The 13,076-nt window shown below is 67.7% G+C and carries 11 protein-coding genes; 4 read left to right on the top strand and 7 right to left on the bottom strand.

The features are described from left to right. The 4 genes from C4B30_RS09430 to C4B30_RS09415 form a co-directional block, all read right to left on the bottom strand. Positions 1-636, bottom strand: a complete 636-nt coding sequence (locus tag C4B30_RS09430; protein WP_105132450.1) for a riboflavin synthase — start codon at positions 634-636, stop codon at positions 1-3. A gap of 14 nt (positions 637-650) precedes the next feature. Beyond that, positions 651-1,772: a bifunctional diaminohydroxyphosphoribosylaminopyrimidine deaminase/5-amino-6-(5-phosphoribosylamino)uracil reductase RibD gene (gene ribD, locus C4B30_RS09425; RefSeq protein WP_105132449.1), complete on the bottom strand. Its 1,122-nt coding sequence runs from the start codon at positions 1,770-1,772 to the stop codon at positions 651-653. Positions 1,773-1,787: 15 nt separating this feature from the next. Further along, on the bottom strand, positions 1,788-3,071 hold the full coding sequence (gene hemL, locus C4B30_RS09420) for a glutamate-1-semialdehyde 2,1-aminomutase (RefSeq protein WP_105132448.1): 1,284 nt from the start codon (positions 3,069-3,071) through the stop codon (positions 1,788-1,790). 178 nt (positions 3,072-3,249) lie between these two features. Beyond that, entirely contained in the window at positions 3,250-3,702 is a 453-nt protein-coding gene (locus tag C4B30_RS09415) for a hypothetical protein (RefSeq protein WP_012328082.1), read from the bottom strand. A gap of 248 nt (positions 3,703-3,950) precedes the next feature. Between C4B30_RS09415 and C4B30_RS09405 the strand changes: the two genes are divergently transcribed. Further along, a complete protein-coding gene (locus C4B30_RS09405) occupies positions 3,951-5,168 on the top strand; it encodes a Bcr/CflA family multidrug efflux MFS transporter (RefSeq protein ID WP_105132447.1) in 1,218 nt (405 codons plus the stop codon). A 104-nt stretch (positions 5,169-5,272) separates the two neighbouring features. On the opposite strand, the gene C4B30_RS09400 is transcribed toward C4B30_RS09405, so the two are convergent. The 3 genes from C4B30_RS09400 to zwf all read right to left on the bottom strand — a co-directional run bounded on the left by C4B30_RS09400 (position 5,273) and on the right by zwf (position 9,417). Then, entirely contained in the window at positions 5,273-7,201 is a 1,929-nt protein-coding gene (locus C4B30_RS09400; protein WP_027783791.1) for a bifunctional transcriptional regulator/glucokinase, read from the bottom strand. Then, the gene (gene pgl / locus C4B30_RS09395) at positions 7,179-7,859 is read right to left on the bottom strand and encodes a 6-phosphogluconolactonase (protein ID WP_105132446.1); all 681 of its coding nucleotides are present in this window, start codon (positions 7,857-7,859) and stop codon (positions 7,179-7,181) included. Before pgl ends, C4B30_RS09400 begins: the two co-directional genes overlap by 23 nt. A gap of 88 nt (positions 7,860-7,947) precedes the next feature. Further along, a complete protein-coding gene (zwf, locus tag C4B30_RS09390) occupies positions 7,948-9,417 on the bottom strand; it encodes a glucose-6-phosphate dehydrogenase (protein ID WP_105132445.1) in 1,470 nt (489 codons plus the stop codon). Positions 9,418-9,844: 427 nt separating this feature from the next. On the opposite strand from zwf, the gene C4B30_RS09385 reads away from it, so the two are divergent. From C4B30_RS09385 to C4B30_RS09375, 3 genes are all read left to right on the top strand, one after another. Next, complete coding sequence (locus C4B30_RS09385; RefSeq protein WP_027783794.1) at positions 9,845-11,092, top strand: ABC transporter substrate-binding protein; 1,248 nt, start codon at positions 9,845-9,847, stop codon at positions 11,090-11,092. Positions 11,093-11,229: 137 nt separating this feature from the next. Then, positions 11,230-12,168, top strand: a complete 939-nt coding sequence (locus tag C4B30_RS09380) for a carbohydrate ABC transporter permease (protein ID WP_027783795.1) — start codon at positions 11,230-11,232, stop codon at positions 12,166-12,168. Next, entirely contained in the window at positions 12,158-13,015 is an 858-nt protein-coding gene (locus C4B30_RS09375; protein ID WP_011544828.1) for a carbohydrate ABC transporter permease, read from the top strand. Before C4B30_RS09380 ends, C4B30_RS09375 begins: the two co-directional genes overlap by 11 nt. Positions 13,016-13,076 lie beyond the last annotated feature (61 nt).

Genomic DNA, 13,076 nt, shown 5'->3' with positions numbered 1-13,076 from the left:
TCATTTCAACCATTTATGGCCGTCCTGGGGCGAGGTGAGCATCCGCTCCACATACCGCGCGATCATGTCGACTTCGAGATTGACCTTGTCGCCGGCCTTCACGTGACGCAGCGTCGTGACTTCGACCGTATGCGGAATCAGGTTGATCGAGAATTCGCAGCCGTCCGCGCGATCGTCGATCGTATTGACGGTCAGGCTCACGCCGTTGACCGTGATCGAGCCCTTGTACGCGAGATAGCGGCCGAGTTCGCGCGGCGCGACGATCCGCAGTTCGTGCGACTCGCCGACCGGTGCGACGCGCGACACGGTACCGAGGCCGTCCACATGGCCCGACACGATATGGCCGCCGAGGCGATCGTGCGCGCGCAGCGCCTTCTCGAGATTCACTTCGCCGGGCTGCGCGAGGCCGACCGTCCGGTTCAGGCTTTCGCGCGACACGTCGACGTCGAAGGCGGTATCCGTTTTGTCGATCACCGTCATGCACGCGCCCTGGATCGCGATGCTGTTGCCGAGCGCGACGTCGGCCAGGTCGAGCCCGCCAGCCTGCACGGTCAGGCGCACGCCGGCGTCGGCCGACGTGCCGAGCGGGGCGATCGATTCGATGCGGCCGACGGCCGCGACAATTCCGGTAAACATCGTGACGATTCCGTTCAGTGAGACGCGTCGGGCGGCGCGAGCCGCGCGAGGATCCGGAGGTCGTCGCCGATCCGCTCGATACCGTGGAACGACAGTCGGGTGCGCACGTCGAGGCTCGCCGGCGCGGCGAGATCGAACATGCCGGCCGCGTCGGCGCCCAGCAGGCTCGGCGCCAGATACACCAGCAATTCGTCGACGCACCGCTCGCGCAGCAGCGAGCCGTTCAGCTTGTGGCCGGCCTCGACGTGCAGCTCGTTGACGCCGCGCGCGCCGAGCGCCGCCAGCATCGCGGGCAGGTCGACCTTGCCGAGCGCATTCGCGAGCGGCACGATTTCCGCGCCGCGCGACTTCAGCACGTTCGCGCGGACTTCGCCGGCGGCGTCGAGCCGGCCGCAGAAGATCAGCAGCGGCGCGCCTTCGAGCAGCCGCGCGTCGAGCGGCAGGTCGAGGCGGCTGTCCACGAGGATGCGTTGCGGCTGACGCGGCGTGTCGATGCCGCGCACGGTCAGCAGCGGATTGTCTTCGCGCACGGTGCCGATGCCGGTGAGGATCGCGCACGCGCGTGCGCGCCATGCGTGCCCGTCGAGGCGCGCGGCCTCGCCGGTGATCCACTGGCTTTCGCCGGACGGCAGCGCGGTGCGGCCGTCGAGCGATGCGGCGGTCTTCATCCGTACCCACGGGCGGCCGCGCGTCATCCGCGACACGAAGCCGATGTTCAGCTCGCCGGCCTCGTGCGCGAGCAGCCCGCAGCGCACGTCGATGCCCGCGTCGCGCAGCATCCCGAGGCCGCGGCCCGACACCTGCGGATTCGGGTCTTCCATCGCCGCGACGACCTTCGCGACGCGCGCGTCGATCAGCGCGTTCGCACACGGCGGCGTGCGGCCGAAATGACTGCACGGCTCGAGCGTCACGTACACGGTCGAACCCGCGACGTCGTGGCCACGCGAACGCGCGTCCTTCAGCGCCTGCACTTCCGCGTGATCCTGGCCGGCCGGCTGCGTGAAGCCTTCGCCGATCACGTCGCCGTTCCTGACGATCACGCAGCCGACGCGCGGATTCGGCGCGGTCGTGTACATGCCGCGCGCGGCGAGCGCGAGCGCGCGCTGCATGTGGGCGAAATCGGTATCCGAGAACATGCGCGCGGCCCCGGGTCAGGCGGCGAGTGCCGCGAATGCGCGGCGCGCGGCCGCGAGCGTCGCGTCGATCACCGCGTCGTCGTGCGTGCTCGACACGAAACCCGCCTCGTACGCGGACGGCGCGAAGTACACGCCCTCGTCGAGCATCAGGTGGAAGAAGCGGTTGAAGCGCTCGATGTCGCTCTTCGTGACTTCCGCGAAGCTGGTCGGCACGCGTTCGGCGAAGTACAGCCCGAACATCGCACCGATCGAGTCGGCCGCGAACGGCACGCCGGCCGCGCGCGCTTCGGCCGCGAGGCCGTCGGCGAGGCGCTTCGTCTGCGCGGTGAGCGCGTCGTAGAAGCCCGGCGCCTGGATCAGCTGCAGCGTCTTCAGGCCCGCGGCGACCGCGATCGGGTTGCCCGACAGCGTGCCGGCCTGGTAGACGCCGCCGAGCGGCGCGAGGTGGGCCATGATGTCGCGGCGGCCGCCGAACGCGGCGGCCGGCATCCCGCCGCCGATCACCTTGCCGAGGCAGGTGAGGTCGGCCGCGATGCCGTAGTACGCCTGCGCGCCGCCGAGCGCGACGCGGAACCCGCACATCACCTCGTCGAAGATCAGCACGGCGCCGTGCTTCGTGCACAGCGTGCGCAGCGCATTCAGGAATTCGGGCGTGCCGCGCACGAGGTTCATGTTGCCGGCGACCGGCTCGACGATCACCGCGGCGATCTCGTCGCCGAACGCGCCGAATGCTTCCTCGAGCGCGGCGACGTTGTTGTATTCGAGAACGGTCGTGTGCTTCGCGATGTCGGCGGGCACGCCGGCCGACGTCGGGTTGCCGAACGTCAGCAGGCCCGAGCCGGCCTTGACCAGCAGGCTGTCCGCGTGGCCGTGGTAGCAGCCCTCGAACTTCACGATGCGGCTGCGGCCCGTGAAGCCGCGCGCGAGACGCAGCGCGCTCATCGTGGCCTCGGTGCCGCTCGACACCATCCGCACCTGCTCGATCGACGGCACGAGCTTGCAGATTTCCTCGGCGATCTCGATCTCGGCTTCGGTCGGCGCGCCGAACGAGAAGCCGTCGGCGAGCACGTTCTGCACGGCCGACAGCACTTCCGGATGGACGTGGCCGACGATCATCGGGCCCCACGAGCCGATGTAGTCGATGTACTGCTTGCCGTCGGCATCCCAGAAATACGGGCCTTGCGCGCGCGCGACGAAGCGCGGCGTGCCGCCGACCGAACGGAACGCGCGCACCGGCGAGTTGACGCCGCCGGGAATGGTCTTCTGGGCGCGTTCGAAGAGGATCTGATTGTTGGACATGAGCGAAACCTGCGAGAGAACGGCGCGGGGGCCTGTGCACGGGCCGCGGCGCCTAGGCGGAACGATCGTCTGATTGTACCGGAGACACGCGACGCAGGCCCGCCGGCCGGCCCGCGGCCTTTCGGCGCGCGAGGGATGCCCGGCCGGACGCGCCGGGCCGATTCGACCCGGTTTCCGGTTATCGCGGCGGCTTGCGCTTGCCGGTCAGCTCGGCCCAGCGCTTTTCGAGCGGACCTTCGACCATCGGCTTGATCGACGTGCCGGAGCTCTGCGCATCCCACGTCTGTACCGAATACGGATGGACGCGCAGCGCGTCGCGCGGAATCACGACGTCCTGGTGCGCGTCGACCAGCCAGTCGTACACGAAGTCGATGCACAGCCGGTAGCCGCGCTTGGTCGACGGATCGGGCACCTCGTACGGCGCGCGCGTCACGTAGCCGGAGCCGAACACACCCTTGGGCTCCTTCGCGACGCGGTGCAGGAACACGCGATCGCCCGGCAGGATGCCGCGCGCGAAGCCGCAGCCCCACACGTCATGCACGGCCTCGCCGGCCTTCACGCGCGCGGCGACGTCGGGCAGCTCGGGCCACGGCCATTTCTTGGGGCTCCAGATCAGCAGGAAAGCGGTCATCGGTTCGGTCGTACGTCGAATGGATCGGACAAGAGAGACGGGCAGCCGCAAGCTTAATCGAATCCGTACGCGCGTTCGTTCGCGCGCGACGGGCGAGGACGGTTCCCCGGCCGCCGCTGCACGCGGCCCGAGGCAGGCAAAAAAGTTGCGCGTACAATCATGGGCCTGAACGCGCCGCGTGCGGCGCGGCATCCCGTCTTCACCGTCACGCGCGCCCCGATGCGCGCGGGCTTCCATTCCGGATACCCATGTCCCACGTCGTCCGGCGCCGGCCCGATGCCCGGCTGATCCTGTTGCTCGGCGCGCTCGCGGCCTGCGGGCCGATCGCCACCGACATGTACCTGCCGAGCCTGCCGTCGATCGCCGCCGGCTTTTCCGTCAGCCCCGGCGCCGCGCAGCGCACGCTGACGAGCTTCATGGCCGGCTTCTCGATCGGCATGCTGCTGTACGGCCCGCTGTCCGACACGTGGGGCCGCCGCCCGGTGCTGCTGGGCGGCATCGCGCTGTTCACGCTCGCGAGCATCGGCTGCTTCGTGTCGGGCTCGATCGACATGCTGATCGTCGTGCGCTTCCTGCAGGCGCTCGGCGCGGGCGCCGCGTCGGTGCTCGCGCGTGCGATCGCGCGCGACGCGCACGAGCCGAGCGACGCGGCGAAGGTGCTGTCGATGGTCGCGATCGTGACCGCGGTCGGGCCGCTCCTCGCGCCGCTGATCGGCGGCCAGATCCTGCGTTTCTCCGGCTGGCGCGGCGTGTTCGTCGTGCTGGCCGTGTTCGGCGCGATATGCGCGACGACCGCGTATCTGCGGGTGCCCGAAACCTGGCCGAAGGAGCGGCGCAAGAGCGCGGCCGTGCTGGCGTCGTTCGCATCGTACGGGCGCATTCTGTCCGACCCCGTCGCATGGGGGCACATGCTGTGCGGCGGGATGGCGTTCGCTTCGATGTTCTCGTACATCACCGCGACGCCGTTCGTGTACATCGAGTATTTCCACGTGTCGCCGCAGCACTACGGGCTGCTGTTCGGCCTGAACGTCGTCGGGATCATGATCGGCAACTTCGCGAACACGCGCCTCGTCGGCCGCATCGGTTCGCTGCGCATCATCGCGGCCGCGTCGCTCGTGAGCTGCATCGCGTCGCTCGCGGTCGCGCTCGTCGCGCTGACGGGGTGGGGCGGGCTGTGGTCGATCGTCGTGTGTTTGTTCTTCGTCGTCGGCGTGGTCGGGATCCTGTCCGCGAACTGCACGACCGATCTCATGCACCGCTATCCGCACAACGCGGGTGCGTCGGCGGCCGTGTTCGGCGCGATGCAGCTCGCGCTCGGCGCGCTGGCGAGCGTCGCGATCGGCGCACTCGCGGACGGCACGCCGTTCGCGATGGGCGTGACGATCGGCGTCACCGGCGTGCTGTGTTTCGCCGGGCGCTACCTCGTGCTGCGCTGGCACGGCCGGCCGGTGAAAGCGGGCGCCTGAAGCGCACCGGCAGTCGGGCCGCACAATGAAAAACGCCACCGCGCGCGATGCGCCGGTGGCGTTTTTCGTTGGGACGCGGGCGGCGGCGGTTGCCGCGCCGCGCGTCAGTCCCGCGCGACGTCCTTCGCCGCCGGCGATGCGCCGTGGCTCAGCCAGTCGAGCACGTCGGCCGTTTCGTCGTCGGCGGCGCGCGCCTTCGCCTGCGCGACGGCCTCGGGCAGCTCGCCGTTGGTCGACGCGCGACGGATCGCCACGCCGACCGCGAGAATGTCGATCATCAGCAGATGCAGGATCCGCGAAATCATCGACAGCTGCGATTCGCGCATCTCGATGTGATCGGTCTCGAGCGCAACGGTCGCGCGTTTCGCGAGCGGCGTGTTGCTCGACGTGATCGCGATCACCTTCGCGCCGGCCTGCATCGCGACGTCGAGCACGCGCAGCAGCTCGGGCGCGCGCCCCGACTTCGACACCGCGACGATCACGTCGCCCTTGCCGAGCAGCGCGGCCGACGCGGCCTGCATGTACAGGTCGCCGTACGCGATCGTCGGAATCCCGAAGCGGAAGAACTTGTAATGCGCGTCCTGCGCGACGATGTTCGAGTTGCCGAGCCCGTAGAACTCGATGCGGCGCGCGCCGTTCAGGATCTCGATCGCGTTCTCGACGTGCTCGAAGTTCAGGTGCTCGCGCAGTTGCAGGATCGCGGACACCGTGTTGTCGAGCACCTTCGCGCCGAAATCGGTAGCCGTGTCGCCGAGATGCACCTGGCTGTGGCTCATCGGAATCGTACCGGTGAGGCCGGTGGCGAGCTTCAGCTTGAAGTCCGACAGGCCCTGGCAGCCGAGCGAGCGGCAGAAGCGGATCACCGTCGGCTGGCTCACGTCCGCCTTGCGCGCGATGTCGACGATCGGGTCGTTGATGATCGAGCGCGGATGGTTCAGCGCGAGATCGGCGACGCGGCGCTCGGCCGGCGTCAGCGCGTCGCGCATCTGGCGGATCCGCTCGAACACGGCCGACGACGCACCGCCCGAACGGTTCGACAACTGCTCCGCGAGAATCGCCGACACGCCGAGGAACGCCGGATATTCGGCGGTGATCAGGTAGGTCGGGATGTTCTCGAGATAGTGCGCGAAGCGGCCCTTCGCCTCGAAGCGCGCACGGAACGACGAGCGCGTGAACAGCTCGCCGAGCTTCAGCGCGACACCGCCGCCGATATAGACGCCGCCGAGCGCGCCGAGCGTCAGCGCGACGCTGCCGGCGAACGAGCCGAGAATGCCGCAGAAGCATTCGACGGTTTCGAGCGCGAGCGCGTCGCCCGCATGTGCGCGCTCGACGATCTCGACCGTATCGACGGACGCGGCGACGCGCTTCTTGTCGCGCGCGGCGAGCGCCCGGTAGATGATCTCCATGCCGGGGCCCGCGCACACGCGTTCGAACGACACGTGCGGAAACTTCTTGCGCGCGTACTGCAGCACGAGATCCTCGCGCTCGTCCTGCGGCGCGAACGACGCATGACCGCCTTCGCTGCCGAGCGCGATCCAGCGGTCGTCCGCCGGAATCAGGCCCGATACGCCGAGCCCGGTGCCCGGCCCGAGCAGCCCGATCACGCTGTTCTGGCGGCGCGTGCCGCCGCCGATCTGGACGCGCTGCGCATCGGTCAGGCCGGGCAGCGCCATCGCGAGCGCGGTGAAGTCGTTGACGACCAGCAGCGTGTCGAAGCCGAGCGCGCGGCGCGTCGCCTCGATCGAGAAGCGCCAGTCGTGATTGGTCATCGTGACCTGATCGCCGTCGACCGGGTTTGCGATCGCGATAGCCGCGTGATTCACGCGGCTGATCTTCACATCCTTCAGATACTTGCGGATCGCGTCGGTGATCGTCGGATAGTCGGCGCCGGGATACACGCGGATCTGCGTGATCTCGCCCGGGCCGGTTTCCAGCGCGAAGCGCGCGTTGGTGCCGCCGACGTCCGCGAGCAGGCGCGGGCCGTCGGCATGCTGACCCGCGACGACCGCCTTACTTTGCGCACCAGTAGACATCGAGCTGGGTCCCCTTGTCGTTGGCCAGTTGGGAAATCGCGTTCTTCTGCAGCGACGCGGCCGCGGCGTCGAGCACGTCGCGTTTGCGGGCACCCGCGATCAGCAGGAACAGCCGGTCGACGCGCTTCAGCGCATCGAGCGAATAGCTCACGCGTGCATGGGGCGCCGCGCCCGGATGCACGGCGACGAAACGCTCGGGCGTCGTGATCGCGTGGTCCCATTCGGGCGCGTCGGCGAAGATCGACGCGGTGTGGCCGTCCTCGCCCATGCCGAGCACCGCGACGCTCGGCACGCGGTAGTCGGCGTTCGCGTTGAGCGCGGCGACGTGTGCGTCGAGCGTGGTGCGCGTGTCGACGAGCGGCAGGAAGCGGGCAGGGGCCGCCGCGTGCTGCAGCAGCGTGTCGCGCACGAGTTGCGCGTTGCTGGCCGCGTCGTCGTCCGGCACCCAGCGGTCGTCGACCAGCGTGACGTCGACGCCGGCCCAGTCGAGCGCCGCATGCGACAGCGTGTGCAGGAACGGGCGCGGGCTGGTGCCGCCGGACACCGCGAGCGTCGGGCGCGCGGGGCCGGCGAGCGCCGCGCGCAGCGCCTCGCCGACGGCGCGCGCGAGCGCTTCGCTTTGCGCTTCCTGGGTGTCGAAAGCGTGGATCTCGATCACATCTCCTCCGGACTGCTTTGTCTGTTCAAATCGTACGAATCGTGAGGCACGTTGCCGCGTACGGTGGCGTACGCGGCAACGGTTTGCATCAGTTTTCTTCTTCGAGCCAGCAGGTGTCGTGCTGCGCGAGCATCGCGCTCGACGCGGCCGGCCCCCACGTACCCGCCGCATACGGCTTCGGCGGCTTCAGCGTGCGCGCCCATTCGTTCAGGATCGGCTCGACCCACTGCCATGCGGCTTCCTGTTCGTCGCGACGCACGAAGAGGGCGAGCCGGCCGTTGATCACGTCGAGCAGCAGGCGCTGGTACGCCTCCATCTGCCCTTCCTTGAAGAACTGGTCGAACGCGAGGTCGAGGTGCACGCTCGCGAGATTCATCCCTTCGCCCGGCTGCTTCGCGAGGCAGTACAGGCGGATCGTCTCGTTCGGCTGCAGCCGGATCACGAGGCGGTTCGCACCGGGGCGCAGCGCGGTCGGCCCGAGCGCCGAGTGCGGCACAGGGCGGAAGTTGACGACGATCTCCGCGACGCGGTCGGCCAGACGCTTGCCGGTGCGCAGGAAGAACGGCACGCCGGCCCAGCGCCAGTTCTCGATCTCGACCTTCAGCGCGACGAAGGTTTCGGTCTGGCTGTCGGGCTTCACGCCCGGCTCGGTCGCGTAGGCCGGCACCTGCGCGCCCTTGATCACGCCCGCATGATACTGGCCGCGCACCGCGACCTTGCCGATGTCGCGCGGATCGATCGGCTTCAGCGCGCGCAGCACGCGCAGCTTCTCGTCGCGCACCGAGTCGGAATCCATCGAGTGCGGCGGCTCCATCGCGACGATCGACAGCAGCTGCAGCAGGTGGTTCTGCACCATGTCGCGCAGCGCGCCCGTATTGTCGTAGAAATCGCCGCGCGCCTCGACGCCGAGCTCCTCGGCGATCGTGATCTGGATGCTCTCGACCCATTCGCGGCGCCACAGCGGCTCGAACAGCGCATTGCCGAAGCGCAGCGCGAGCAGGTTCTGTACCGGCTCCTTGCCGAGATAGTGGTCGATCCGGTAGATCTGGCCTTCCGCGAAGATCTCGCCGACCGCGTCGTTGATCGCATTCGACGACTTCAGGTCGTAGCCGAGCGGCTTCTCGAGCACGATGCGTGCGCCTTCGTTCAGCCCGACCGACGCGAGCGCCTTGCAGATCGGCACGAACAGCGACGGGCCCGTCGCGAGATAGAACACGCGGATGCCGGGCAAGTGCGCGACCGCATCGCGCAGCACGACGTAGTCCTCCGCGCGGCCGAGGTCGAGCTTCACGTACTCGATGCGTTCGAGGAAGGATTTCCACCCGCTTTCGTCGAATGCCTTGCCGGCGGCCTTCGCCGCATGCGGCTTCACGTGCGTGTCGACCCATTCGAGATAGCCGGCCCGATCCGATTCGTGCCGCGCGACGGCAACGATCCGGCCGCTTTCCGCGAGCATGTTGCCGCGGTGCGCTTCGAACAGCGCGGGCAGGATCTTGCGCATCGACAGGTCGCCGGTGCCGCCGAAAAGTACGAAGGTAAAGCTGGAATCGGTATGCATGTGTCTCCGCCAATGGGGGTGCTGGGAAGCGATCCGTAGTGCGATAAAAATATTTTTGACACTGAATTGTAGTTTAACTACAATCCGCCGCAAGGGGTAGCACCCGGGTGAAGAAAAAAAGAAGTGCGGTCGCCGAGCCGCGCGAGCTTCGCCTTCGGGAACGCCTTGTGCCGAATGGTATCGGACATTGACGGCGCGCATCGTCCGCGCACCGTCGACCCCGGGCTCGCGTCGCAGCATCGCGGCGGGCCAGAAACACAAAGAGGAGACACGCCGTTGAATCTCGATTCACGCTTTCTGTAAGAGCCCGGCCGGTCATCGGCCCGTACGCTGCATGCGTCCCGCGGCTCGATTTCCCCGTCGTTTATCAAGAAGCCGGTTCCCCATGGGAACTTAACGAGTTGATTCAGTCTGGAGGAGATAAGTAATGAAAGTTCGCTCGATCATGGGCGCGCTCTGCGCCGCAGGCCTGATGGCTGGCGCCGTGGCGGCGCAGGCAGCCGAAAATGTAACCGTGCTGCACTGGTGGACGTCGGGCGGCGAGTCGAAGGCCGTCGGCGTGCTGAAGGACGACGTGCAGAAGCAGGGCTACGTGTGGAAGGACTTCGCGGTCGCGGGCGGCGCCGGCGCCGCGGCGATGACCGCACTGAAGACCAAGGTGATCAGCGGCGACGCTCCGTCGGCCGCGCAGATCAAGGGCCCGCTGATCCAGGACTGGGCCGACCAGGGCGTGCTCGTCAACATCGATTCCGTCGCCGGCGACTGGAAGCAGAACCTGCCGCCGGAAATCGACAAGATCATCAAGTACAAGGGCCACACCGTCGCCGCGCCGTTCTCGGTGCACCGCGTCAACTGGCTGTACATCAACAAGGCCGCGCTCGACAAGGTCGGCGCGAAGGTGCCGGCCACCTGGCCCGAATTCTTCGCGGTGGCCGACAAGCTGAAGGCCGCGGGCATCCAGCCGGTCGCGATGGGCGGCCAGCCGTGGCAGGACCTGACGCTGTGGGAAGACGTCGTGCTGTCGCAGGGCCCGGCGTTCTACAAGAAGGCGCTGGTCGACCTCGACCAGGCGACGCTGACGTCGCCGCAGATGCTGTCGGTGTTCGACACGGTGCGCAAGATCCAGGGCTACTTCGACACCGGCCGTAACGGCCGCGACTGGAACCTCGCGACCGCGATGGTCATCAACGGCAAGGCCGGCATGCAGTTCATGGGCGACTGGGCGAAGGGCGAGTTCGAGAACGCCGGCAAGAAGTCGGGCAAGGACTACATCTGCGCACCGGTGCCGGGCACGGCGAACGCGTACACGTTCAACGTCGATTCGTTCGTGTTCTTCCAGCAGAAGGGCGAGAAGAACGCGACGCCGGGCCAGCTCGCGCTCGCGAAGACGATCATGACGCCGGACTTCCAGGAGCAGTTCAGCCTGCTGAAGGGTTCGGTGCCGGTGCGTCTCGGCGTGAAGATGGACAAGTTCGACGACTGCGCGAAGAAGTCGTATGCCGACGAGCAGACCGCGATCAAGTCGGGCGGTTTCGTGCCGTCGCTCGCGCACGGCATGGCGCAAAGCGACGCGACCGCCGGCGCGATCACGGACGTCGTGACGAAGTTCATGAACTCGCAGCAGGATTCGAAGAGCGCGGTCGCCGCGCTCGCGAAGGCCGCGAAGGTCAAGTAACGCGCGCCAGGCGCCCGGCCGGACACGCTTCATCGGCCGGGCGTTTTTGCATGTGCAGCAAACGGGCTCGCCCGCGGGCCCGTGCCGTACCGGCGCCGGCCCGGCCTGCGTCGCCCTCGTTCCAGGAGTCGAATCAAGTGGCTGCCCCTCTTAGCGGAAACGGATCCGGCGCTGCCGCCGCACGGCGTACGTCGCCGATGTCGGCCTTCGCCGATCGCTGGATCCCGAAGCTCGTGCTCGCGCCGAGCGTCGCGATCGCCGTGGTGTTCATCTACGGCTTCATCCTGATTACCGGCTATCTGTCGCTGACCAACTCGCGGCTGTTGCCCAACTACGAATTCGACGGCTTCGGCCGTTACACGGACCTGTTCCAGAACGACGTGTGGTGGACCTCCGCCGCGAACCTCGGCTGGTTCGGGATTCCGTTCATCGCGATCTGCGTCGGGCTCGGGCTGTTCCTCGCGATCCTGCTCGATCAGCGGATCCGCAACGAAGGCGCGCTGCGCGCGATCTTCCTGTACCCGATGGCGCTGTCGTTCATCGTCACCGGCACCGCGTGGCAGTGGATCCTGAACCCGGGCCTCGGCCTCGAGAAGGTGATGCACGACTGGGGCTGGACGAGCTTCTCGTTCGGCTGGCTCGACGATCCGGACAAGGCGATCTTCTGCGTGGTGATCGCGGCCGTGTGGCAGTCGACCGGTTTCGTGATGGCGCTGTTCCTCGCCGGGCTGCGCGGCGTCGACGGCGAGATCTTCAAGGCCGCGCAGGTCGACGGCGCGACGCTGCCGACCATCTACCGCAAGATCGTGATCCCGAGCATGCGCCCGGTGTTTTTCTCGGTGCTGCTGATCCTCTGCCACATCACGATCAAGACCTTCGACCTCGTCGTCGCGCTGACGGCCGGCGGCCCGGGCACGTCGTCGTCGTTGCCGGCCATGTTCATGTACACGTTTTCGTTCAACCGCGGCCAGCTCGGGCTCGGCGCGGCGTCCTCGGTGATGATGCTCGCGACCGTGGTCGCGGTGCTGGTGCCGCTGATGTATATGGAATCGAGGAGCACCCGCAATGCAGCCTAAGATGACGATCAGCCGGGCGGTGATCTATGCGGCACTGATCCTGTTCGCGCTGTATTTCCTGTTTCCGATCTACGTGATGCTGTCGACGTCGTTCAAGGACCTCGACCAGTTGCGCACCGGCAACCTGCTGACGCCGCCCACCACGTGGACCGTCGACCCGTGGGTGAAGGCATGGAGCGGCGCGTGTACCGGCGTGCGCTGCGACGGGATGAAGCCGTTCTTCCTGAACTCGCTGCAGATGGTGATTCCGGCCGTGCTGATCTCGTCGCTGATCGGCGCGTTCAACGGCTACGTGCTCACGCACTGGCGCTTTCGCGGTGCGGACGCGCTGTTCACGATGATGCTGGTCGGCTGCTTCATCCCGTTCCAGGTGATCCTGCTGCCGATGGCGCGCCTGCAGGGGATGCTCGGCCTCGCGAACACGATTCCGGGCCTGGTGTTCGTGCACGTCGTGTACGGGATCGCGTTCACGACGATGTTCTTCCGCAACTTCTACGTGAGCGTGCCGGCCGAACTCGTGAAGGCCGCGCGCATCGACGGCGCCGGTTTCTTCACGATCTTCACGAAGATCCTGCTGCCGGTGTCGCTGCCGATCTTCATGGTGTGCCTGATCTGGCAATTCACGCAGATCTGGAACGACTTCCTGTTCGGGATCGTGTTCTCCGGCGTCGATTCGATGCCGATCACGGTGGCGCTGAACAACCTCGTCAACACGTCGACGGGCGTGAAGGAATACAACGTCGACATGGCCGGCGCGATCATCGCCGCGCTGCCGACGCTGCTCGTCTACATCGTCGCCGGCCGCTACTTCGTGCGCGGGCTGACGGCGGGCGCGGTGAAGGGGTAAGCGCGGCTTTATCCGATACGACGAACCGGCCGCGCAGCACGCGCGGCGCATCGAAACGAAC

This window comes from Burkholderia sp. BE12, assembly GCF_002959955.1.
GTDB lineage: Bacteria > Pseudomonadota > Gammaproteobacteria > Burkholderiales > Burkholderiaceae > Burkholderia.
The sequence above is the reverse complement of the archived record's forward strand: the minus strand, read 5'-3'. Positions and strand labels throughout refer to the sequence as shown.